Annotated in this window: 24 protein-coding genes and 1 riboswitch; of the genes, 10 read left to right on the forward strand and 14 right to left on the reverse strand. The window is 72.9% G+C overall.

Translation table 11 applies throughout. The annotated features are described in order from the left end of the window. Positions 1-13: 13 nt before the first annotated feature. Positions 14-898 (reverse strand): SDR family NAD(P)-dependent oxidoreductase, encoded by an 885-nt coding sequence (locus tag ACFWYM_RS22220; protein ID WP_384839741.1) that lies wholly within the window; start codon positions 896-898, stop codon positions 14-16. After that, positions 898-1,695 carry an acetoacetate decarboxylase family protein gene (locus ACFWYM_RS22225; protein WP_384839744.1) on the reverse strand — a complete coding sequence of 266 codons (798 nt, stop codon included), beginning with the start codon at positions 1,693-1,695 and terminating at the stop codon, positions 898-900. The genes ACFWYM_RS22220 and ACFWYM_RS22225 overlap by 1 nt, the downstream gene beginning before the upstream one ends. Before the next feature lie 164 nt (positions 1,696-1,859). Between ACFWYM_RS22225 and ACFWYM_RS22230 the strand changes: the two genes are divergently transcribed. From ACFWYM_RS22230 to ACFWYM_RS22250, 5 genes are all read left to right on the forward strand, one after another. Next, the gene (locus ACFWYM_RS22230) at positions 1,860-2,483 is read left to right on the forward strand and encodes a TetR/AcrR family transcriptional regulator (RefSeq protein WP_384839747.1); all 624 of its coding nucleotides are present in this window, start codon (positions 1,860-1,862) and stop codon (positions 2,481-2,483) included. Between the two features lie 31 nt (positions 2,484-2,514). Then, the gene (locus tag ACFWYM_RS22235) at positions 2,515-3,525 is read left to right on the forward strand and encodes a DEDDh family exonuclease (RefSeq protein ID WP_384839750.1); all 1,011 of its coding nucleotides are present in this window, start codon (positions 2,515-2,517) and stop codon (positions 3,523-3,525) included. A gap of 103 nt (positions 3,526-3,628) precedes the next feature. After that, on the forward strand, positions 3,629-3,862 hold the full coding sequence (locus ACFWYM_RS22240; RefSeq protein WP_384839753.1) for a hypothetical protein: 234 nt from the start codon (positions 3,629-3,631) through the stop codon (positions 3,860-3,862). 95 nt (positions 3,863-3,957) lie between these two features. Then, positions 3,958-4,740 carry an SURF1 family protein gene (locus ACFWYM_RS22245; RefSeq protein WP_384839756.1) on the forward strand — a complete coding sequence of 261 codons (783 nt, stop codon included), beginning with the start codon at positions 3,958-3,960 and terminating at the stop codon, positions 4,738-4,740. Between the two features lie 65 nt (positions 4,741-4,805). After that, complete coding sequence (locus tag ACFWYM_RS22250) at positions 4,806-5,561, forward strand: SDR family oxidoreductase (RefSeq protein WP_384839759.1); 756 nt, start codon at positions 4,806-4,808, stop codon at positions 5,559-5,561. A gap of 40 nt (positions 5,562-5,601) precedes the next feature. Here the strand turns inward: ACFWYM_RS22250 and amaP are convergent, their stop codons facing one another. From amaP to ACFWYM_RS22275, 5 genes are all read right to left on the reverse strand, one after another. Next, positions 5,602-6,180, reverse strand: a complete 579-nt coding sequence (gene amaP / locus ACFWYM_RS22255; RefSeq protein ID WP_384839762.1) for an alkaline shock response membrane anchor protein AmaP — start codon at positions 6,178-6,180, stop codon at positions 5,602-5,604. A gap of 3 nt (positions 6,181-6,183) precedes the next feature. Next, positions 6,184-6,876 carry a DUF6286 domain-containing protein gene (locus ACFWYM_RS22260; RefSeq protein WP_384839765.1) on the reverse strand — a complete coding sequence of 231 codons (693 nt, stop codon included), beginning with the start codon at positions 6,874-6,876 and terminating at the stop codon, positions 6,184-6,186. Next, a complete protein-coding gene (locus ACFWYM_RS22265) occupies positions 6,873-7,217 on the reverse strand; it encodes an Asp23/Gls24 family envelope stress response protein (protein ID WP_384839768.1) in 345 nt (114 codons plus the stop codon). Before ACFWYM_RS22265 ends, ACFWYM_RS22260 begins: the two co-directional genes overlap by 4 nt. 3 nt (positions 7,218-7,220) lie before the next feature. After that, positions 7,221-7,409: a hypothetical protein gene (locus ACFWYM_RS22270; protein WP_363275329.1), complete on the reverse strand. Its 189-nt coding sequence runs from the start codon at positions 7,407-7,409 to the stop codon at positions 7,221-7,223. Positions 7,410-7,492: 83 nt separating this feature from the next. Beyond that, entirely contained in the window at positions 7,493-7,981 is a 489-nt protein-coding gene (locus ACFWYM_RS22275; protein WP_384839771.1) for an Asp23/Gls24 family envelope stress response protein, read from the reverse strand. A gap of 103 nt (positions 7,982-8,084) precedes the next feature. Between ACFWYM_RS22275 and ACFWYM_RS22280 the strand changes: the two genes are divergently transcribed. Next, on the forward strand, positions 8,085-8,834 hold the full coding sequence (locus ACFWYM_RS22280; protein ID WP_384839774.1) for a nucleopolyhedrovirus P10 family protein: 750 nt from the start codon (positions 8,085-8,087) through the stop codon (positions 8,832-8,834). Positions 8,835-8,969: 135 nt separating this feature from the next. Here the strand turns inward: ACFWYM_RS22280 and ACFWYM_RS22285 are convergent, their stop codons facing one another. From ACFWYM_RS22285 to ACFWYM_RS22300, 4 genes are all read right to left on the reverse strand, one after another. Then, on the reverse strand, positions 8,970-9,749 hold the full coding sequence (locus ACFWYM_RS22285) for an enoyl-CoA hydratase/isomerase family protein (protein WP_384839777.1): 780 nt from the start codon (positions 9,747-9,749) through the stop codon (positions 8,970-8,972). A 114-nt stretch (positions 9,750-9,863) separates the two neighbouring features. Then, the gene (locus ACFWYM_RS22290) at positions 9,864-10,085 is read right to left on the reverse strand and encodes a helix-turn-helix domain-containing protein (RefSeq protein WP_016645426.1); all 222 of its coding nucleotides are present in this window, start codon (positions 10,083-10,085) and stop codon (positions 9,864-9,866) included. A gap of 335 nt (positions 10,086-10,420) precedes the next feature. Further along, complete coding sequence (locus ACFWYM_RS22295) at positions 10,421-12,019, reverse strand: ABC-F family ATP-binding cassette domain-containing protein (RefSeq protein ID WP_384839780.1); 1,599 nt, start codon at positions 12,017-12,019, stop codon at positions 10,421-10,423. Between the two features lie 114 nt (positions 12,020-12,133). Next, positions 12,134-12,922, reverse strand: coding sequence for a hypothetical protein (locus ACFWYM_RS22300; protein WP_384839783.1), 789 nt, complete (start codon positions 12,920-12,922; stop codon positions 12,134-12,136). Positions 12,923-13,155: 233 nt separating this feature from the next. Here ACFWYM_RS22300 and ACFWYM_RS22305 point away from each other — a divergent pair, with 233 nt between their 5' ends. After that, a complete protein-coding gene (locus ACFWYM_RS22305; protein WP_384839786.1) occupies positions 13,156-14,046 on the forward strand; it encodes a neutral zinc metallopeptidase in 891 nt (296 codons plus the stop codon). A 23-nt stretch (positions 14,047-14,069) separates the two neighbouring features. Here ACFWYM_RS22305 and ACFWYM_RS22310 read toward each other — a convergent pair whose 3' ends face one another. The 3 genes from ACFWYM_RS22310 to ACFWYM_RS22320 form a co-directional block, all read right to left on the reverse strand. After that, positions 14,070-15,527 carry a hypothetical protein gene (locus tag ACFWYM_RS22310; RefSeq protein WP_384839789.1) on the reverse strand — a complete coding sequence of 486 codons (1,458 nt, stop codon included), beginning with the start codon at positions 15,525-15,527 and terminating at the stop codon, positions 14,070-14,072. Positions 15,528-15,595: 68 nt separating this feature from the next. Beyond that, the gene (locus ACFWYM_RS22315; RefSeq protein ID WP_384839792.1) at positions 15,596-16,732 is read right to left on the reverse strand and encodes an alpha/beta hydrolase family protein; all 1,137 of its coding nucleotides are present in this window, start codon (positions 16,730-16,732) and stop codon (positions 15,596-15,598) included. A 225-nt stretch (positions 16,733-16,957) separates the two neighbouring features. Continuing rightward, positions 16,958-17,659, reverse strand: a complete 702-nt coding sequence (locus tag ACFWYM_RS22320) for a class II aldolase/adducin family protein (protein WP_384839795.1) — start codon at positions 17,657-17,659, stop codon at positions 16,958-16,960. A 189-nt stretch (positions 17,660-17,848) separates the two neighbouring features. Between ACFWYM_RS22320 and ACFWYM_RS22325 the strand changes: the two genes are divergently transcribed. The 3 genes from ACFWYM_RS22325 to ACFWYM_RS22335 all read left to right on the forward strand — a co-directional run bounded on the left by ACFWYM_RS22325 (position 17,849) and on the right by ACFWYM_RS22335 (position 20,340). Further along, positions 17,849-18,589 (forward strand): lysozyme, encoded by a 741-nt coding sequence (locus ACFWYM_RS22325; RefSeq protein ID WP_384839798.1) that lies wholly within the window; start codon positions 17,849-17,851, stop codon positions 18,587-18,589. Positions 18,590-18,801: 212 nt separating this feature from the next. After that, positions 18,802-20,097 carry an anion permease gene (locus tag ACFWYM_RS22330; protein ID WP_384839800.1) on the forward strand — a complete coding sequence of 432 codons (1,296 nt, stop codon included), beginning with the start codon at positions 18,802-18,804 and terminating at the stop codon, positions 20,095-20,097. Positions 20,098-20,109: 12 nt separating this feature from the next. Further along, complete coding sequence (locus tag ACFWYM_RS22335) at positions 20,110-20,340, forward strand: hypothetical protein (RefSeq protein ID WP_384839803.1); 231 nt, start codon at positions 20,110-20,112, stop codon at positions 20,338-20,340. A gap of 190 nt (positions 20,341-20,530) precedes the next feature. Then, positions 20,531-20,614, forward strand: a riboswitch (cobalamin riboswitch). Positions 20,615-20,666: the final 52 nt, after the last annotated feature.

A 20,666-nucleotide genomic window follows, 5' to 3' on the forward strand; every position in this document is an offset into this window, starting at 1 on the left:
CGTCCCTCAGTCCTCAGTCGAGAATGAAGCTCTCCAGGTACGCCGGGTTCCTGCGCTCCAGCATCGAGGCCGACCTGGCCTTGATCTGCCGGTCGCTGTGCTCGCTCGCGGGCAGCAGCCAGAAGCGGTCCTTCGTGATCCCCTCCGCCACGAAGTCCGCGACCTCCTCGACCGGCGTGAACTCGACCTCCTGGCCCGCCTCCTTCATCGCCGACTCCCACTGCGCGAGGCTGCGGTACGGGGTCTTGCGGGGCCGCTCCTTGGCGTACCGGTCGGGCCGGTTGCGGTGCGACTCCCACAGCCCGGTGCGCAGCATGTGAGGTCCGGGGAACAGCACGGAGGCGCCCACGCGCGCGTGCTCCGCCTTCAGGTGCGCGTACAGGGACTCGGTCATCGTCACGACAGCCGCCTTGGTGACCGCGTACACGGAGGCGGTGGGCAGCGGGGCGATGCCGCCGTCGCCGGAGGACGTGTTGACGACGTGGCCCGGCTCACCGCCCTCGATCATGCGGGGCAGGAACGCCTGGATGCCGTGGAAGACGCCCCACACGTTGACCTCGAACGCCCACTTCCAGTCGTTGGGTTCGTGCTGCCACATGCGGCCCTCGGCGCCCGAGCCGACGCCCGCGTTGTTGCACAGCACGTGCACGGCGCCGAACTTCTCGTACGCCGCGTCGGCGAGATCCAGCACCTGCTGCCGGTCGCCGACGTCGACCACGCGCGCGTGCACCTCGGCCCCGTCCTCGCGGAGCCCGGCGGCGGCCTTCTCCAGGGCGCTCTCCTCGACGTCCGCGAGCACGACCTTCATGCCCTCCGCCGCGAACCGCCGCACCAGGGCGAGCCCGATCCCGCCGGCCGCTCCGGTGACGACGGCGACCTGTCCGGCCTCGAGCCGCATCAGACGCTCCCCTCGGGCGGCCCGTCGAGGATCTGCTGCGGGTCGTCGTAGCGCTGGTGGACGTAGGGCAACAGCGCCTGGGCGCTGACCCGTTCGACGACCTTGCCCTTCTGGTCGGTGGTCTTCTCGCCGATGGTGATCTCGACGACGGTACGGACGGGCAGGTCGGCGATCGGGTCGTACATGGACTCGCGCAGGACGACGTCGCCGGTGATCCGCTCCAGCTTGCGGACCTTCTCGTTGCGCACGCAGTGCACCAGGACCGGGTCCGCGTCGAAGCCCGAACCGTCCACCGCGGGCAGGAACTTGAAGTAGAAGTCGGTCTTCTGGGCGGGCTCGGGCAGCGGCAGCGGGCCGCTGACGGCGCCGCGCACCTCCACGAAGGCGATGCCGTGCCGGGCGAGCGCCGCCCGCACCACGAGCCCGTCGCGCTCCACCTCGACCTCGCCGAGCTTCTTCGGCTCGCCGAAGACCTCGCGGCCGCCGATCAGGGCCCGCTCATGGGTCATCGGCATCACGAGCGGATACCAGCCCTCGACGCCGCCGTGCTCGGCGGCGACGGCGACCGAGCCCGCGCCCAGCGGGTAGCCGGGCAGGTCGACCTTGCTGATGTTGGCCCGCACCAGGGGGCGTGCGGTGGGCTTGAGCGGCGGCGGCAGGACGGCCGCCACCGCGTCCGGGTCGCTCTCCCAGACGGCGACGACGCCGGTGGACCAGATGTCGGGAAGCTTCGAACTCGCGGTGCGCGCGGCGGCGATCTCCGCCTCGGTCCGCGCCCCGTACCGTACGCGTGCCATGTCGTACCACCCTTCGTAGGTCGTGCCTTTTCCGGGGGTCTTGGGTCCTGCGGGGTCTTCCGGTCTTTGCGGGGTCTTCGGGTCTTGCGCTGGCGCCTGTAACACAGTTACACCTGACTCGACGAAGGGTAAATAGCCGTGCACGCAACGGACTTGGGGGTTCCATGGGCAGACAGCCGCTGACCCGCGAAGAGGTCCTCGAGGCCGCCGCGGCCCTGGTGAAGCAGCACGGCCCGCAGTCCCTGACGATGCGTAAGCTCGCCGCCGAGCTCGGCACCGCCGTGACCTCGATCTACTGGCACGTCGGCAACCGCGAGTCGCTCCTGGACGCCCTCGTCCTGCGCACCGTCGCCGACCTCGGCGAGATCCGCGCCACCGGCGCCACCCCCGCCCGCCGCATCGTCTCGGTGGCCCGCGCCCTCCGTCGCCAGCTGCGCACCCATCCGCACCTGGTGGCGATGGTCCACGAACGCGGCCTCACCGAGCGGATGTTCCTGCCCGCCCAGCAGGTCCTGGTGCACGAGGTGCACGCGGCGGGCCTGCGCGGCGCCCGGGCCGCGGCCGTCGTACGGGCCGTCCAGGTGCACGTCGTCGGGCACGTCCTGGTCGAGCGGAACCGCGAACGGGCCCCGGTGCAGCGCCCCGGCGAGGAGGAGCTGTGGACACCCGAGACCGCCGAGCACGACCCGGAGCTCGCCCGCGCGCTGGCCCGCCCCGTCGATCCGGAGGCGCTGTTCACGACATCCGTGCGCGCACTTGTGGCCGGACTCCTCGGACCGGGGAGCTGACTGTCGGTCGCGGCCCGTATCCTCATGGACCATGCTCGAAGACCGCACGACCGCAGCGTCCGCAGCCCCCTGGCCGGCCGCGTACCCATCGGGGTACGCGGTCGTCGACGTGGAGACCACCGGCCTCGCCAGGGACGACCGGATAGTGTCGGCCGCCGTCTACCGAGTCGACGCCCAGGGCGAGATCGAGGACCACTGGTACACCCTGGTCAACCCCCAGCGCGACCCCGGCCCCGTCTGGATCCACGGCCTGACGACCGCGATGCTCACGGACGCGCCCCTGTTCGGCGACGTCGCCGAGGAGTTCGCCGCCCGCCTGGACGGCCGCGTCCTCGTCGCGCACAACGCGGTCTTCGACTGGTCGATGATCGCCCGGGAGTACGCGCGCGCGGAGCGCACCGCCCCGGTCCGCCAGCGCCTGTGCACGATCGCGCTCTCCAAGGAGCTCGGCCTGCCGCTGCCCAACCACAAGCTGGAGTCCCTCGCCGCCCACTTCGGAGTGGAGCAGCGGCACGCGCACAACGCCCTGGACGACGCGCGCGTGCTCGCCGAGGCGTTCCGGCCGAGCCTGCGCGCGGCCGCCGCGGGCAACGTCCGCCTGCCCCTCCTGGAGTGCCGTCCGCTCACGGAGTGGTCGGACTCGGGCCCCCGCATCGTCCGCCAGCCCACCGGTCCCGGCGCCGGGAACCCCGCGTACTCCTCGTACCGCCAGGGCAGTTGGCGCCCCTCCCGCAAGCGCCCGCCGTGCCCGTATCCGAACCCGGGCCGGTACGAGCCGGGCAGCCCCCTGAAGCAGGGCATGCGCGTGGCGTTCTCCGGGGACACCTCGGTCGACCGCGAGCTCCTGGAGGACCGGGCGGTGGAGGCGGGCCTGCACATCGCCACCAGCGTCTCCCGGCTCACCAGCCTCCTGGTGACGAACGACCCGGGCTCGGGCACCTCCAAGACCACCAAGGCCCGCAGCTTCGGCACCCCGGTCATCGACGAGGCGGCCTTCGGCCAGCTCCTCCAGGACGTGGCCCCGGCGGAGAAGAAGAGCTAGGAGGAGACGCCCCCTGGCTCGCGGGCGTTCAGACGGGTGATTGTCGGGCGGGCTCCCGCCTGCCCGCTCGCTTGCGCGCGCCGGGCGTCCCACTCTGTGGCGCATGGCACGTTGCGAGGTCTGCGGAAACGACTACGGCATGTCCTTCGAGGTGCACGCGCAGGGCGCGGTGCACGTCTTCGACTGCTTCTCCTGCGCCATCCACCGCATGGCGCCCATCTGTGAGCACTGCCGCTGCCGGATCATCGGCCAGGGCGTCGAGGTCGAGGGCCACTGGTACTGCGGCGGGCACTGCTCGCGCGCGGAGGGGCGGGTGGGCATCGTCGACAAGGTGTGAGCCGAAGACCGCCCGAACTGCCCGAACTGTCCGGACCAAGCCCCCGACGGGACCCTCCCGTCGGGGGCTTCACGCGCGGGGGGTACCGTCGAGCCGTGTACCGCTTCCTGTTGTCCCGGCAGTGGGTGATCCTCACCCTCATCGCTCTCGTACTCATCCCCGTGATGATCGAGCTGGGCTTCTGGCAGCTGCACCGCCATGAGCACCGCGTCGCCCAGAACAAGCTGATCTCCGACGCGCTCGCGGCCGAGCCGGTCCCGGCCGAGCAGCTCACCTCGCCCGGCCACGCCGTCTCCCGCTCACAGCTGTACCGCCGGGTCACCGCGACCGGCACCTTCGACACGAAGCACGAGGTCGTGGTGCGGCGCCGCACCAACTCCGACGACCAGGTCGGCGCGCACGTCCTGACCCCCTTCGTCCTCAAGGACGGCAAGGTCCTGCTCGTGAACCGCGGCTGGGTCGAGGCCAACGGCCCGCAGACCGCGTTCCCGAAGGTCCCCGCCCCGCCGAAGGGCGAGATCACGGTCACCGGCCGCCTCATGGCCGACGAGACCTCCGCCGAGAGCGGCATCAAGAACGTCAAGGGGCTGCCGGACCGTCAGATCATGCTGATCAGCAGCGGCCAGCAGGCGCAGGCCCTCGGCAAGAAGGTCCTCGGCGGCTACATCGAGCAGACCGCGCCCGAGGCGGACTCCCCCGAGCTGATCGGCGAGCCCAACCACAGCGACATCGGCCCGCACATGGCGTACGCAGTGCAGTGGTGGCTGTTCGCGGCCGGTGTCCCGGCGGGCTGGGTGGTCCTGGTCCGCCGCGAGCGCCGCGACCGCGCCCAGGCCGCGGCGAGCGAGACCCCCGAGGCGGCGCCCGCCGCGGTGTGACGCGGGCCGGGCTGTGATGCGGCCCGGGGTGTGACGCGGCCGGGGCGAGGCGGCAGGATGGGGCCATGGATCTTGGACTGAAGGACCGTGTCTATGTCGTCACCGGGGCCACCCGCGGCCTCGGCAACGCCGCCGCCCGCGAGCTGGTCGCCGACGGCGCGAAGGTCGTCATCACCGGGCGCAGCGAGGAGTCCGTGACCGCCGCCGCCGAGGAGCTCGGCCCGAACGCGGTCGGGGTCGCCGCCGACAACGCGGACCCGGCCGTCGCGAGCCGCCTCGTGGCCGCGGCCCGCGAGCACTTCGGCGGCTTCGACGGCGTACTGATCAGCGTCGGCGGCCCCGCCCCCGGCTTCGCCGCCGACAACACCGACGAGCAGTGGCAGACGGCCTTCGAGTCCGTCTTCCTCGGCGCCGTCCGCCTCGCCCGCACCGCCGCCGCCGAGCTCGGCGAGGGCGGCGTCATCGGCTTCGTCCTGTCCGGTTCCGTGCACGAGCCGATCCCGGGCCTGACCATCTCGAACGGGCTGCGCCCCGGTCTCGCCGGCTTCGCCAAGTCCCTCGCCGACGAGCTGGGCCCGCGCGGCATCCGCGTGCTCGGGCTGCTCCCGGCCCGCATCGACACGGACCGGGTGCGCCAGCTCGACGGCCTGTCCGCCGACCCGGAGGCGACCCGCGCCGGCCACGAGTCCCGCATCCCGCTGCGACGCTACGGCACGCCGGAGGAGTTCGGCCGCACGGCCGCGTTCCTGCTGTCGCCCGCGGCCTCGTACCTGACGGGAATCATGCTGCCGGTCGACGGCGGCTTCCGGCACGGCTTCTGACGCCCCACGGCCTCCGGCCTCCGGAGCCCTTACGGAACGCTCAACTCACCCGCTCCGCCCGGTGCTTGACCGCACGGAGCCGGACCGTCGCGGGCAGCCGGTCGAGGCCCGCCGAGTCGCGGGCGTGCTCCAGGGCCTGGGAGGACAGCAGTTGAAGCGCGTCGCCGGGGGCGGCGTGGGGCTCCAGGACGAGCCCCACCCGCGCCTGCGGCGCGTTCCGCCGGCCGGTGAGCGCGACCTGGGCGCGCTCCACCCCGTCGAGGGCCTCGGCCTCCCCCGTCAGTACGTTCTCCAGGGCCCGCCCCCGCAGCAGCGCACCCTCCCCGTCGCCCGTCTCCACCAGGACCTCCGCGAGGCGGCGGCGCCGCAGCTGGGCCGAGAGCCACCACACGGCGAGCAGCACACAGACCGCGAGCACCGCGATGACCGTGGGCCACCACCAGCCGTCGCCGCGCCAGCGGGCCCGGTCGGCATCGCTGAGCAGCACGTCGTGCCGCCCGTCGTGGACCCACCAGGAGGGCGGCTTCAGGCCGAGGCCGATGGCGAGCACCGAGCCGCCGACCACCAGGAGGGCGAGCCCGACGAGGCCGAGCACCACCCGGTTGACCGTGCTCAGCATGGCTCAGCCCCTTCTGCCCGGGCGGGCGACCCGCACCGAGAGCGCGGGCCCCCGGGTCAGGCCGAGGTCCCGGATGCCGTCGGCGAGCGTGGTGTCCAAGTCGGCCCGTACGTCGTCGAGTTCACGGAAGTGCGCGTAGGCGCGGACGTCGACCTTGGAGCGGGTCATGCGGACCCGTACGGACTGCACGCCCGAGACGTCCATGGCCCGGTCCCGCAGGACCATCGCGGCCGCGGCCCGGTGCAGCCCCGCCCGCACGTCGGCGTGGGTGCGCCGCATCGGGAGCACGGCGCGCAGCCCGGGCGTCGCGGCGAGGACGATCAGCCACACCCCGAGGAGGGCGGCGACGGCGGCCCCGGCGAGCACCGGGGCGCCGTCGAGGGGCCGTTCGGCGAGCTCACGGGCGAGGGCGCGGCGCCAGTGCATGGCGGGGTGTCCGGCCCGCACCGCCACGACGTCGTACAGCAGCAGCCCGGCCCCGCCCAGGATCGCCAGGGCGAGCAGGACCGCGGGGGCACGCCGCTGCGACCAGAAGCGCTCGGCCCTGCCCTCCTCGGCCAGCGTGGGCGGCGCCTTGTAGGCGGCCGCGGACAGCGACTGGTCGGCCGGGTCGGGGTCGGGCCCGCCCGCCTTCTCCAGGACCGGTACGGGCTGGGTGTTCCCGTTCCCGCCCAAGGTGCCCTCGGGGTCGCTCATCGTGTCCTCCCCTGTGCCGCGCCACGCACATGTGCCGAGTGCAGCCGCTCCACCTGGACGGCCACCTCGGGCACCTCCATCCCCGCCAACGCCTTTACCCGCTGGGCGACTTGGCGACGCACGGAGCCGCACTGGGCGCCGATGTCGGAGGGGTAGTCGAGTTCGAGACTGATCCGGACGCGGGCGGCGTCATGGTGCACGGTGACCGTGGCGTGCGGCGCGGAGCCGCCCTCGGGCACCGCGTCCAGGGCCTCGCGTGCCGCGTGCGCGGCGATCTTCGCGACGACCCGGTCGGCGATCCGGGTCGCGCCGCGCTCTCCCGGTGCGACCTGGGGCTGCACCCGTCACCGCCGCCGGTCGTCGCCGCGGGTGCGGAAGAAGTCGCCGGGCTCCAGGTCCCCCTCCAGGAACCGGCCCGCGACGAAGCCGATGGCGCCGAGCGCCGCCACCAGGAGGAAGGCCCCGAACCCGCCGAAGTACCCGGCGAAGCCGAGGGCCATCCCGGCCACCATGCCGATCACGGCCATGCTCATCGTGCGCTCCTTCGCTGCTCAGCGAGTACGCGACCGTACTGGGCGGGACCCCGGGGGTGCCGGGGTCCCGTACGGAAACGGTCCTACTGGAGCCGGCCCTGAGGCTCGTCGTCTTCCTCGTCCGGCAGCTTCACATCGCTCACCGCGATGTTGACCTCGACGACCTCGAGCCCGGTCATGCGCTCGACGGCCGCGATGACGTTCTCTCGCACCGCGCGCGCGACATCGGCGATCGACACGCCGTACTCGACGACGACCTCCAGGTCGAGCGCCGTCTGGACCTCGCCGACCTCGGCCTTCACGCCCCGCGACACCGAGGACTTCGACCCGCCCGGCACCCGGTCCCGCACGGCCCCGAAGGTCCGGGCGAAGCCGCCGCCCATGGCGTGCACGCCGACCACATCACGGGCGGCGAGCCCGGCGATCTTCTCGACGACGCCGTCCGCGATGGTGGTGCGCCCCCGGGTGGCCGGGTCGCCGCCGCCGCGCCGGGTGGCGGACGCGGCCTTGACCGCGGCCTCGTTCCGCGACTCCTGCTCAGTCGTCAGGCTCTTCTGTCCGGTGTCGGTCATCGCCTGTCGTCCCTTTCGGAGGGGGATCTGCGGATTCTGCTCCTTCGCCCCACACTAAGCGCGGCCGGGCGCAAGCGCGCCGGGGATGCGGCAGGCTGGAGCAATGACGGCTGACCGATGGGCCCAGGCGGTACGCGAACAGCTCGGTCTGGGGCGGCTGCTGCCCCTTGGCGGCTCCGGGGACGGCGCCTGGATCGCGGAGTCCGCGGCGGACGGGGTGCTGCGCCAAGCGGCGCAGCGGCTCGGCGGCGTGCGCCTCGGCACGCTCCGTATCGGCCCCCTCGACCCGGAGGGCGGCGAGAGCCCGGCGGTGCCCGCGCCGCCGAGCGCGCTGCCGGTGGGGGCGCTGCGGATCACCGCGGACTTCTCGGCGGTGGCGAGCGAGCCGCTCCCGACGGCGGCGGATCGCCTCCGCTCGACGCTGGCAACGGCGGCCGCCGACGGGCTCGGGCTCGACGTGGCCGAAGTCGACCTGCGGGTGACGGGGCTGCTCGACGCGGAAGAGCCCGCTGATGCCTACGAGGGCGAGGACCCCACCGGCGTACGAGAAGCCGAGAAGGAAGGGGAGGCGCCGGACCTCGAGGGCGACGAGGACCGGGCGGGGCGGGCCGCGCTCGCCGTGCCGGGCGTGACGCGCCTGACCGGGATGCTCGGCGGGCTCGGCCGGGCGGTGCACGTGGAGGAGCGCGCGACGCCCGGCGCGCTGGCCGCGCGGCACGTGCGGGTGGAGGTCGCGGTGGACCGGGCCCACCGCGCGCTGGACGTGGCGCTCGCGATCCGGCACCAGGTCGCCGACGCCCTGCCGGACCGCCCGTCGGTGGCCGTGATCGTCACGGCCACCGAAGCACCCTGAAGGGGCGCGGGACTCTGACAGGTGCGGCCCCGCCGCGCGGGCGCGACCAGCCACGACGGACCGCCGCCCGAAGGACGACCCCCGGTCGAGGAACCCCGAGCGAGGGCGGCTAGGGCCTGATCCGCCGGACAGGTCCTAGTCCCCGATACCGGCCAGGTCGCGCAGCCGGCGCCCCTGAGCGGCCCGCTCAGCGGTGCGCTGCTCCTCGGCCGAACGGCCCGCCGCACCCTGCAGCAGCACCTTCGTCTCGATGACGGCGTCCCGGGGCGCGGCAAGGAGCGCCGCCGCCAAGTCCCGTGCGGCGCCGTCGAGTTGGCCGCCGGGCACGACGAGGTTGGCGAGGCCCACTCGCTCGGCCTCGTCGGCGTGCACGAAGCGGCCCGTGGCGCAGATCTCCAGGGCGCGGGCGTAGCCGACCAGGTTCACCAGCGGATGTGTGCCGGTGAGGTCGGGCACCAGGCCCAGGCTGGTCTCGCGCATGGCGAACTGCGCGTCGTCCGCGACGATCCGCAGATCACACGCGAGGGCCAGCTGGAAACCCGCACCGATCGCATGGCCCTGGACGGCGGCGATGGACACAATGTCGCCGCGCCGCCACCAGGTGAACGCCGCCTGGTACTCGGCGATCGTGGCGTCCAGGACGCCGTCGTCGCCGCGTGCCAGGTCGATGAAGGACGGCTCGCCGTCGAAACCTTCGGGCGTGAACGCCTGCCGGTCGAGTCCGGCGGAGAAGGACTTGCCCTCACCACGCAGCACCACGACCCGGACGCTGCCCGGCAACAGCTGTCCCGCCTCGGCCAACGCCCTCCACAGCGCGGGAGATTGGGCGTTCCGCTTGGCCGGATTGGTCAGCGTCACCGTGGCGACGGCCTCGTCGATGGTGAGGCGTACGCCGTCCTTGTCGAGTACAGCCATGGGTGGCCTCCGATGGTGTGCGGTCGGGCCGGACGCGTCAGCGCCCGTAAGTGACTGCACAGTAACCACCCGGTCGACCGGCTGATCGACCGGGTGGCCACCATCGGACCACCGTCAGCTGGAAGCGGCCTTCTTGCCCCGCGTCGCCCCGCCGCGTCCCCGCAGCGTGACTCCCGACTCGCTGAGCATCCGGTGCACAAAGCCATAGCTGCGGCCGGTCTCCTCGGCCAACGCCCGGATGCTCGCACCGCCGTCGTACTTCTTCTTCAGGTCTGCCGCGAGCTTGTCGCGCGCGGCGCCGGTTACCCGGCTGCCCTTCTTCAGAGTCTCGGCCACCCGTGCCTCCTCATGGGAAGTGCGCTCTGGACTTCTCATGATCACCCCTCCCGGGCTTCCTGGCCACCCATTCGGCAAGGTCCGTGAGACCGGGTTTCCCGCGCCAGAAGGCGCCCGCACGATCGGAATGAACGATTCCGCGATCCCCGGCCGATACGGCCGTTCGGGTAGCGCGCAGAACCGGCAGGTCAGCGCGGCGGCGGTCGCGAAGGCAGCCCTGTGCCCGGTGGGACGGGAAAATCCGTGTACACCACACCGCGGTACGAGGAGACCTCACACAGATGAAGGATCACGGCTCGGCCGAATGATCCATACGCAGTGGATCAATGGTTCGATCAAGCGAGGGCGACGAGGTCCGCGTAGTCCGCGCCCCACAGGTCCTCGACGCCGTCGGGCAGCAGAATGATCCGCTCCGGCTGCAGCGCCTCCACCGCGCCCTCGTCGTGGGTGACGAGGACGACCGCGCCCTTGTAGGTGCGCAGGGCGCCGAGGATCTCCTCGCGGCTGGCCGGGTCGAGGTTGTTCGTGGGCTCGTCCAGGAGCAGGACGTTGGCCGAGGAGACGACCAGGGTCGCGAGCGCGAGCCGGGTCTTCTCGCCGCCGGAGAGCACTCCCGCGGGCTTGTCCACGTCGTCGCCGGAGAAGAGGAAGGAGCCGAGGGTCTTGCGGACCTCGACGAGGTCGAGGTCGGGGGCGGCGGAGCGCATGTTCTCCAGGACCGTGCGCTCCGGGTCGAGGGTCTCGTGCTCCTGTGCGTAGTAGCCGAGCTTGAGGCCGTGGCCCTCGATGACCTGGCCGGTGTCGGGCTTCTCGGCGCCGCCGAGGAGCCTCAGGAGCGTGGTCTTGCCCGCGCCGTTGAGGCCGAGGATGACGACGCGCGAGCCCTTGTCGATGGCCAGGTCGACGTCCGTGAAGATCTCCAGGGAGCCGTACGACTTCGACAGGCCCTCGGCCATGAGCGGCGTCTTGCCGCAGGGCGAGGGCTCGGGGAAGCGCAGCTTGGCGACCTTGTCGCTCTGGCGCACCTCCTCCAGGCCCGCGAGGAGCTTGTCGGCGCGCTTGGCCATGTTCTGGGCGGCGACGGTCTTGGTGGCCTTGGCGCGCATCTTGTCGGCCTGCGAGTGCAGGGCGGCGGCCTTCTTCTCCGCGTTCTGGCGCTCGCGCTTGCGGCGCTTCTCGTCGGACTCGCGCTGCTGCTGGTAGAGCTTCCAGCCCATGTTGTAGACGTCGATCGCGGAGCGGTTGGCGTCCAGGTAGAAGACCTTGTTCACGACCGTCTCGACCAGGTCGACGTCGTGGGAGATCACGATGAAGCCGCCGCGGTACGTCTTCAGGTAGTCGCGCAGCCAGATGATCGAGTCGGCGTCGAGGTGGTTCGTCGGCTCGTCCAGGAGGAGCGTGTCCGCGTCCGAGAAGAGGATGCGGGCCAGCTCGATGCGGCGGCGCTGACCGCCGGAGAGGGTGTGCAGGGGCTGGCCGAGCACCCGGTCGGGGAGGTTGAGCGCGGCGGCGATGGTGGCGGCCTCCGCCTCGGCCGCGTACCCGCCCTTGGTGAGGAACTCGGTCTCCTGGCGCTCGTACTGCTTGAGCGCCTTCTCGCGGGTGGCGCCCGAGCCGTTCGCGATGCGCTGTTCGTTCTCGCGCATCTTGCGGATCAGCACGTCGAGTCCGCGCGCGGACAGGATGCGGTCGCGGGCGAGGACGTCCAGGTCGCCGGTGCGCGGGTCCTGCGGGAGGTAACCGACCTCGCCGGAGCGGGAGATGGTGCCTCCGGCCGGGATGCCCTCACCGGCGAGGCACTTGGTGAGCGTGGTCTTGCCCGCTCCATTGCGGCCGACGAGGCCGATGCGGTCGCCCTTGGCGATACGGAAGCTCGCGTTCTCGATGAGGATGCGGGCGCCGGCGCGCAGCTCGATACCGGAGGCGGTGATCACGGGACAGACTCCTGGGCAGTGGAAGGACGGCGGGTGAGGGTCACGGAGGGCGGTGCCGCGCACGGCTGCCGCCGGCGCCGTCTAGTGCAGGAGGAGAATGGCCATGCGGCAATTCTAACGGGGCGGTGCAACCACTTTTTCAGGGCCGCCCCGCCAGGCGCCCGGGCCGCCGGGAAGCGCGTTGCCGAGCGGGGTGCGGTGGGGCGCGATCCGGCCCAGGCCGTCCACCGCGACCAGTTGGGACGTCCAGGGGGCCGTGCCGTCGCCGCAGGGCTGGGCGACGAGGAGGGCGCCGCGGTGGCGTGCCGCGCGGGCGGGCTCGAAGGCGCAGCCGCGGCGGGCGGGCAGCGTCCAGCGCAGGTCGCCGTCGGCGGTGCGGTAGGCGGCGATGCGCTGCGGGGTGACGACGGCCAGCATGCGGGCGTCCGGGTCGAGCGGCTGCAGGACGCCGGCGGCGCCCCGGGCGGCGGGGGTGCGCAGCCAGGGGGCGGTGGCCGGGACGGCGCGGTGCCAGCGGACCGCGGCCCCGGTGCGCTCGGTGTCGGTGATCAGTCCGTCGTCCCAGAGCGCGATGGCGTGCCCCGGCGCCGGGAGCAGCGAGAGGGGCCGGTGCCCCGCGCGCGTGTACGTCCAGCGGGCGAGGCCGGTGCCCGGGTCGTACGCCTCGACGGAGCGGCTCCCGGTGCGCAGGCCGGGCTCGCTTTCGGCGGCCACGCGCGCGTGGACGGTGAGGTGGTCTCCGTAGGGGGCGGGCCGGGAGAGGTGGGCCGCGGTGATGAGCGGGAGGGCGAGGACGGCGAGGGCCACGGGGAGCGCGAGGCGGGTGCCGCGGCCCAGCGAGGGCGGCTCAGGCGTCGGCACAGCGGGCTCAGCGGGCATCGGTGCAGCGGGCTCAGCGGGCATCGGGCCCCCCTTCGGTACCACTCACGGCCCAGGATCAGGCGGAGCGTAGCCGCGGGCCGGTTCGCGGCGGGGACCTCGGCGCCGCGACACGGCGCGGGGCGCGGTGCGCGTCCCCCGTTCGGACCCCCGCCCGGGGCCAGGCACTGTGGGGCATATCAGGATGAAGTGGCCGGGCACCCGGCGCCGGGCGGTACGTCGCCGCACCGGATGCGAGGCAGAGGGTGGTGCGCCCCATGCAGTTCGACGACGACGCCAATCTGGACACCTCCGAGGTGCAGGATGTGCGCGGGAGTCGGATCCCCGGTGGCAAGGCGACGATCGGCGGTGGCATCGCCGGCCTCATCGCGCTCCTGATGGGGCTGTTCTTCGGGGTGGGCCCGGACCAGCTCGGCCTGTCCTCGGGCAACGACGAACCGGCCGCCTCGTCCTCGTCGATCGCGCAGGTGCAGCAGAGCTGCAAGACCGGGCGGGACGCCAACTCCAAGGAGGACTGCCGCATGGTCGCGGTGGTCAACAGCGTCCAGGACTTCTGGCGCCAGGAGTTCCCGCGCAGGAACGGCCGCTACACCCCCGCGCAGACCGTCTTCTTCACCGGCCGGGTCGGCACCGCCTGCGGCCAGGCGTCCTCCGCCGTCGGCCCGTTCTACTGCCCCGGCGACCAGAAGGTCTATCTGGACCTGGGCTTCTTCAACGAGCTGCGGTCCAAGTTCGGCGCGAGCGGCGGGGCCTTCGCGCAGGCGTACGTCGTCGCGCACGAGTACGGGCACCATGTGCAGAACCTGATGGGGACCCTGAAGCGCGCGCAGGACGGCCGTACGGGCGAGAACAGCAATGCCGTCCGGGTCGAGCTGCAGGCCGACTGCTACGCGGGCGTGTGGGCGCACCACGCGACGACCACCCCGGACGAGTCCACCGGCAAGCCGCTCATCACGAAGCTGACCGACGACGACATCCGCGACGGCCTGGACGCGGCCGCGGCGGTCGGCGACGACCGGATCCAGGAGCGCTACCAGGGCCGGGTGACCCCGGAGTCCTGGACGCACGGCTCGGCCAAGCAGCGACAGGAGTGGTTCTACGAGGGCTACCGCACCGGCGACATGGCGCGCTGCAACACCTTCCGCTGAGCCGCCGGGCCCGTACGGGTCCCTCAGTCGCCGCCGGTGTGCACCTGGAACGCGGCGCGGCGCACCGCCTTGGCGAGCGCCGGGTCGGGGTGCGCGGCCGCGAGGGCGACCAGGACCTGCACGGTGCGGGGGTGCCCGACCGTCCGCACCTCGTCGAGGAGCGCGGGGACCGTGCCCTGGACCGCCGACTCCAGGTGGCGGACGAGGAGTTGGGTCTCGCCGTGGTCGGCGACGGCGGCGGCCGTGTCCACCCACAGCCAGGTCGACTCCTCGCGGGACAGGACCTGGTGGACGTCCTCGGGGTCGGTGCCCTCCTGCTCGGCCAGCCACAGCAGGGCGTAGGGGCGCAGCGGGGGCTCGTCGACGACCGCCCGTACGTCCGGCTCGGCGGGGGCGCCGACGACGCGCAGCGCCTCGAAGGCCAGGCCGCGCAGCAGGGCGTCCTCGCCGCGCGCGGTGTCAAGGAGTTCGGTGACGGCGCTGCCGACGGGGCGGGCGGCGAGCCAGGCGCGGTACTCGGCGCGGGCCACGCCCGGCCGCAGCCGGGCGCAGCCGCGCAGCATGTCGTCCGCGGACTGCTCGATGTGCCCGGCCGGGCTCTGCGCGGCGACGCAGATCTGCTCCAGCTTGACCCAGACCGCCCAGCTGCCGAGCGGGGTGAGGGTGGCCTGCCCGTCGGCGTAGGTGAGGGCGCCGACGGCGGCGAGGCCGTGCAGGGCCCAGTCCAGGAGGTCGGCGAGCGGGGGTTCGTCGTCGGTGTCGGAGGCGACCGGCTCCGGCTGCGGCCCGTAAGGGATCTCGCAGCGCTCCGTGCGCAGTTCCGTGACGCGCTGGTCCAGGAGGTCAAGGAGCTGCGGTACGGGGACGGGGCCCGCCGACAGCTGGAGCAGGGACAGGAGCTGGGGCACCGCCTCGACGGCCTCGGCGACGGCGGCGGGCGGCAGCTCGCCGGGGGCCGGGTGGACCAGGGACCAGGCGTCGAAGAGGGCGACCCAGCCGCGCAGCACGGCGGCGTCGTCGCGGTCCCAGGCGCGCAGCCGCCAGCCGGGGCGGGCGCTGTCGCCGTGCACCTCGACGAGTCCGGCGAGCCGGGCGGTGTCCCAGTCGGCGCGCACCTGGGCAGGGGACAGTCCGAGGTCCGTGGCGGCCCGCAGGGCCGTGGCGTCGGAGAGGACTCCGTTGGTGTCGGGGGCCACGCCGTCGCGGTCCCGTGCCGGGCTCAGCGCGGCGTCGGCCCAGCGGGCCACGCGGACGGCCGCGGCGAGGCCCGCGCGCGCCATCCGGGCCAGCTCCGCGGGGGCCGGGGTGCCCTCGGGTGGACGCGGCGCGGGGCGGCGCCGGCGGCGCTCCGCGGTCGCCCGGGGTCCGACGAGCCTGGTTCGCGCTGTGCCGCGCTCCGCCTCCGCTCGCTGTTCGGCCCCCAAAAGCGGAGCGGTCCTGACGAGTCGGAGCCTGGAGTCGCGCGGGATACGGGACGTCACAGGAAGCAGTCTTCCTGTTGACGGTCCGAAAACCCAAACGGAATGGCGCGCCAGGGCCTTGCCCGGCGTTACATCAGGGGGGTGAGGAAGCGGCGGAGCGCCTCTTCATAGCCCTCCGGGTCCGCGTTCCACATCGCGCCGTGCGGCGCATCCGGAACCTGGTGCAATGTGACCAACTCGGGCCTCTTGTGGGCGAGTTCCCGCGAGAGCCCCCAGGGGGCGACGGTGTCGTCCGGGCCGTGCACGACGAGGGTCGGCACCTTCAGCACGGCGGGGTCGGCGGCCTCCAGGATGCGGTCGCCACGCAGTCCGGTGCGGCCCTGGGCGGCGCGCACGGCGAGCGGGAGCAGCGGGCCCGGGGTGCGGCGGGCGGTGGCCAGGGCACGCAGGGTGGTCTCCCAGTTGAGCACCGGGGAGTCCAGGACCAGTCCGCTGATGCGGTCGCGGAGGGCCGAGTGCGCGGCGGCGTGCAGGGCCATGGTGGCGCCGGTGGACCAGCCGTGCAGGACGACCCGTTCGGCGCCGTGGCGCACGGCGTAGCGGATCGCCGCGTCGAGGTCGCGCCACTCGGTCTCGCCGAGGTGGCCGAGGCCGTCCGGGGAGCGGGGCGCGCCGAGGTCGCCGCGGTAGGCGAGGGAGAGCACGGGGAACTGCTGCTGGTGCAGGAACTCCATGATGTTCATGGGGAGTTCGCGGGTGGTGCCGAGGCCGTGCACCGCGATGACCCAGGTGTCCCGGACGGCGGGCACGAACCAGGCGGGCAGCGGGCCGAGTTCGCCGTCGATGTCGACGTCGGCGTGGTCCAGGCCGAGCACGTCGCGCGGGTTGCCGATGTACACCTGCGGGGTGAGCCAGGCCCGGTCGCCCGCCTCGAGGGAGCCGTGGGTGACCCGCTCCAGGCGGCGCACCACTGTGTCGGCCTCGTGCGGCGCGGAGTCCAGGACGGGGCCGACGACGGCGTGCGAGCCGTCGCCGCTGAGCCCGTAGGTGCCGGGGCGGAGGCTCGCGAGGGCGCGGGTCAGGGTGATCCGGCCCGCGGCGGTGCCGTGCACGGTGAGGCGGGGCTCGGTGGGCAGGGGGCGGCCTGCGGGCGCCTTGAGGGCGGCGTCGCTGGCGTATCTGCCGGCGGCCACGGCGGCGGCTGTGGCCGCCAGGGTGGCGGTGACTGCGGTGACGGCGGCGGCCGTTGCTTGGGCTGGGCGCACGGGTTCAGTGTCTTCGGGTGCGGGGGCTACTGCCAGTGGGCGTGGGCCGGTGGGGGTGCGGGTCTTGCCTGCGGCGCCCCTTCCCCAAGCCCGCCCCTTCCCCAAGCCCGCCCCTTCCCGAATCCCCGGCTCCGCCGTGCTGGGGCACCCCGTATCGGCGCTTCGCGCCTCGTCCTCAAACGCCGGACGGGTTGGATGGTTCGCCGGACGGGCTCAAGAGAGGCATCAGCCCCTCTGGCCGTAGCCCCTCAGCTTCTCCTCCGCTTTCGCCATCTCCTCCGGAGACAGCAGCGTCATCTCGCGGCCCGGGACGCCCGATGCCAGGAGCCAGACCCTGCACATCCACTCCAGCTGGGCCGTGCGGTCGTACGCCTGGGCGAGTGTCGTGCCGTAGGCCATCGTGCCGTGGTTCTGGAGGAGGCAGGCGGTGCGGTCGGTCAGGGCGTGGAGCATGTTCTCGGCCAACTCGTCGGTGCCGTAGAGGGCATACTTCGCAACTCGGACCGGGCCGCCCAGGGCGCCCGCCATGTAGTGGATGGGCGGGAGCTCGGGGACGAGGGCGGAGACCGCGGTGGCGTGGGCCGCGTGTGTGTGGACCACCGCGGCCGCGTCCGTCGAGCGGTAGATCGCCAGGTGCATGGGGAGCTCGCTGGTGGGGGTCAGCTTGCCGAGGCGCCGCTCGCCGTGCAGGTCCACGGCGGTGAGGTCCGTGTGGTTCAGGCGGTCGTACGGGACTCCGCTCGGGGTGACGAGGACCGTGTCGCCGACGCGCACCGAGACGTTGCCCGACGTGCCGACCACGAGGCCGTCCGCCACCGTCCTGCGCGCCGTCGCCACCAGCTCGGCCCAGGCCCGGTCGAGCTCGGCCTCCTGGCGCTGCCGCTCCCAGGGGCGCTGCCGCTGTCGCTGTCCGTCGTCTGCAGTCATGCGGAGATCCTGCCAGGGCGGCCCGACCGGGGCCGGGGCACTTTAGTGCGGAGGCCAGGCGTCCGTAAGGGCGCATATGGGCATACATCCCCCTCTAGGAATGATTGGCCAGAGATCGACTGGCATGGACCGATCTTCCAGTAATCTCTGGGAGATTTGTCGTGCACGTCGCCATTTCCGGGGGGAACCATGGCTCGTGATCAGACAGCACCCCGCCGTCGCGCCCGGATCGTCGCGGCGTCCGCGGTGGCACTCGCCATCGGGGGGACCGCGCTCGCGGAGGTTCCGGTTTCGGCAGCGAGCAAGCCGCGGGGGCACGACGTGTCCTCGCACCAGAAGAACGTGAACTGGCGCAAGGCCAAGAACAAGGGCGCGCGGTTCGTCTACGTGAAGGCGACCGAGGCCACCGACTACCGCAACCCCTACTTCACCCAGCAGTACAACGGCTCGCGCAACGTGGGGCTCATCCGCGGCGCCTACCACTTCGCCGTGCCGAACAAGTCGTCGGGCAGGAAGCAGGCCGCGTACTTCCTGCGCCACGGCGGCCGCTGGTCGCGGGACGGGTGGACGCTGCCGCCCGCCCTCGACATCGAGCACAACCCGTACAGCTCGCGCCGCTGCTCCGGGATGAGCAAGGGGCAGATGATCCACTGGATCAAGTCGTTCAGCAATGAGGTCAAGCGGCAGACCGGGCGGCGCCCCGTGATCTACACGAACGCGATCTGGTGGAACACCTGCACCGGCGGCAGCCGCGCCTTCGCGTCCAGCCATCCGCTCTGGCTGGCGCGCTGGGGCGCGAGCGCCGGGGCCCTGCCCAGGGGCTGGTCGTACTGGACCTTCTGGCAGCACGACAACGGCGGCCGGTTCCCGGGTGATCAGAATCTCTTCAATGGGTCCATGAGGCAGTTGAAGCGGTTCGCGCGCGGGTAGGCCGGGCCGTCCGGCGGAGCCGGGGAGCCCGGGATTCCGGGGCCCCCGGCTCCGTGGTGACTGTGTGCGATCGGAAGTGTTCGACCTTCGATCCGAAAGTGGGAGACCACTTCCCGCATGAGGCCACTCCCCCGCCCGCCCGAGTTCACCTTCCGTTCACTCGGCTTTCCTACGTTCAACGAGCCACTGACGTCCAACAGAAGCCTGGGTAAATGGAACACATCACGCTTCTCCTCGGGATCGTGATCGTTACCGCTCTCGTGTTCGATTTCACGAACGGTTTCCACGACACTGCCAACGCGATGGCGACGACCATCTCGACCGGCGCTCTCAAGCCCAAGACGGCGGTGGCCATGTCCGCCGTGCTCAACCTCGTCGGCGCTTTCCTCTCCGTGGAAGTCGCCAAGACGATCTCCGGCGGCATCGTCAACGAGGACGGGCTGAAGACATCAGTCATCTTCGCGGCGCTCGTCGGCGCCATTCTGTGGAACCTCCTCACCTGGCTGGTGGGGCTCCCCTCCAGTTCCTCGCACGCCCTGTTCGGCGGCCTCATCGGCGCCGCGGTCATGTCGATGGGCTGGTCGTCGATCAACGGCGGCACCGTCGTCACCAAGATCCTCATCCCGGCCGTGGCCGCGCCGATCGTGGCGGGCCTCGCCGCGACGTTCGCGACCCGCCTCACGTACCGGATCGGCCGGAACACGGACGACAAGGCGACCGCCAAGGGCTACCGCGCCGGACAGATCGCCTCCGCGGGCCTCGTCTCGCTGGCCCACGGCACCAACGACGCGCAGAAGACGATGGGCATCATCACCCTCGCCCTCATCACCGGCGGCGTCCTGAGCCCCGGCGCCAACCCCCCGATGTGGGTCATCGTCTCGGCCGGTCTCGCCATCGCGCTCGGCACCTACCTGGGCGGCTGGCGCATCATCCGCACCATGGGCAAGGGCCTCACCGACCTCCAGCCGCAGCAGGGCTTCGCCGCCCAGACCAGCGCGGCGACCGCGATCCTCGCCTCCTCGCACATCGGCTTCTCGCTCTCCACCACCCAGGTCTGCTCCGGCGCCGTGATGGGCGCGGGCCTCGGCCGCAAGGGCGGCGTGGTCCGCTGGTCCACGGCGACGCGGATGTTCGTGGCGTGGGGCCTGACCCTGCCGGCCGCCGGACTGGTCGGCGCGGGCGCGGAGTTCCTCACCAAGCAGGGCGACTGGGGCGTCGCGGTGACCGCGGCCCTGCTGATCGCCGGTGCGGCCGTCATCTGGGCCCTGTCCCGGCGCAACTCGATCGACCACACGAACGTCACGGACGACCACGCCCCCGGCGAGACCGTCCCCGCCGCCGAGCCCGCGGGCGTCGTGACCACCGCGATCGCCGCCGTCACGCCGCCGCCCGCCGGGACGGTCGCCGCGTCGGCCGCCGACGAGACGGCCGCGGAGCCCGTGCAGACGACCACCTTCTCGGCCCCGACCGGATCCGTGGCGGACCCCGCCCGGCCCGCCACGGTGTAAGGACACATCAGCATGAACATCGACTGGGCAGCACTGGGCTCCGTCTTCGGAGTCAGCCTCGCGGTGACGGTGGCCCTCGTGGGCCTGTTCTCCCTCGGGATCATCGGCCTCGCCAAGCAGGAGGCGGGCGCCGCGCAGGGGCGGAGCGGCGGGTCGGTCACCGCTGCGCGCGGTGGCGCGTACCTCTGCTTCGCGCTGTGCGCCGCCGCGGTGGCCTACGGGATCTTCCTGATCGTCGCCTGAACCTGATCGTCGTGCGCAGGGGCGCCCCGCCTCGGTGGGGCGCCCTTGCGCGTCCCGTTTCGCACCCCTTTTCGCGTCTCGGGAAGGCCGGTGGGAGTGGTCCTCGCAACACTCTCCCGTCGCAGGTCAAAGGCGAGTTGACGGGCGTCGCGGGCCATGGTGGACTGCCCCAGCCACTTACGGCGGCAGGAGAGGAAGCCGGTGCGAATCCGGCGCGGTCCCGCCACTGTCACCGGGCACGGCCACAGCGTCCGTCCCCGGAAGCCAGGAACTCTCACCGCCGATCACGTCGAACCAGGGCGCGGACACCCTGAGTGAGGACCCAT

This window comes from Streptomyces sp. NPDC059009 (genome assembly GCF_042740175.1).
In the GTDB taxonomy this organism is placed as follows: domain Bacteria; phylum Actinomycetota; class Actinomycetes; order Streptomycetales; family Streptomycetaceae; genus Streptomyces.

Coding starts and splice junctions, on each gene's coding strand:
- ACFWYM_RS22305 (WP_384839786.1), top strand. CDS start 13,156: ATGCAGTTCGACGACGACGCCAATCTGGACACCTCCGAGGTGCAGGAT.
- ACFWYM_RS22225 (WP_384839744.1), bottom strand. CDS start 1,695: ATGGCACGCGTACGGTACGGGGCGCGGACCGAGGCGGAGATCGCCGCC.
- ACFWYM_RS22320 (WP_384839795.1), bottom strand. CDS start 17,659: ATGACTGCAGACGACGGACAGCGACAGCGGCAGCGCCCCTGGGAGCGG.
- ACFWYM_RS22275 (WP_384839771.1), bottom strand. CDS start 7,981: ATGACCGACACCGGACAGAAGAGCCTGACGACTGAGCAGGAGTCGCGG.
- ACFWYM_RS22250 (WP_384839759.1), top strand. CDS start 4,806: ATGGATCTTGGACTGAAGGACCGTGTCTATGTCGTCACCGGGGCCACC.
- ACFWYM_RS22300 (WP_384839783.1), bottom strand. CDS start 12,922: ATGCCCGCTGAGCCCGCTGCACCGATGCCCGCTGAGCCCGCTGTGCCG.
- ACFWYM_RS22240 (WP_384839753.1), top strand. CDS start 3,629: ATGGCACGTTGCGAGGTCTGCGGAAACGACTACGGCATGTCCTTCGAG.
- ACFWYM_RS22285 (WP_384839777.1), bottom strand. CDS start 9,749: ATGGCTGTACTCGACAAGGACGGCGTACGCCTCACCATCGACGAGGCC.
- ACFWYM_RS22260 (WP_384839765.1), bottom strand. CDS start 6,876: ATGAGCGACCCCGAGGGCACCTTGGGCGGGAACGGGAACACCCAGCCC.
- ACFWYM_RS22335 (WP_384839803.1), top strand. CDS start 20,110: ATGAACATCGACTGGGCAGCACTGGGCTCCGTCTTCGGAGTCAGCCTC.
- ACFWYM_RS22325 (WP_384839798.1), top strand. CDS start 17,849: ATGGCTCGTGATCAGACAGCACCCCGCCGTCGCGCCCGGATCGTCGCG.
- ACFWYM_RS22220 (WP_384839741.1), bottom strand. CDS start 898: ATGCGGCTCGAGGCCGGACAGGTCGCCGTCGTCACCGGAGCGGCCGGC.
- ACFWYM_RS22330 (WP_384839800.1), top strand. CDS start 18,802: ATGGAACACATCACGCTTCTCCTCGGGATCGTGATCGTTACCGCTCTC.
- ACFWYM_RS22280 (WP_384839774.1), top strand. CDS start 8,085: ATGACGGCTGACCGATGGGCCCAGGCGGTACGCGAACAGCTCGGTCTG.
- amaP (WP_384839762.1), bottom strand. CDS start 6,180: ATGCTGAGCACGGTCAACCGGGTGGTGCTCGGCCTCGTCGGGCTCGCC.
- ACFWYM_RS22270 (WP_363275329.1), bottom strand. CDS start 7,409: ATGAGCATGGCCGTGATCGGCATGGTGGCCGGGATGGCCCTCGGCTTC.
- ACFWYM_RS22230 (WP_384839747.1), top strand. CDS start 1,860: ATGGGCAGACAGCCGCTGACCCGCGAAGAGGTCCTCGAGGCCGCCGCG.
- ACFWYM_RS22235 (WP_384839750.1), top strand. CDS start 2,515: ATGCTCGAAGACCGCACGACCGCAGCGTCCGCAGCCCCCTGGCCGGCC.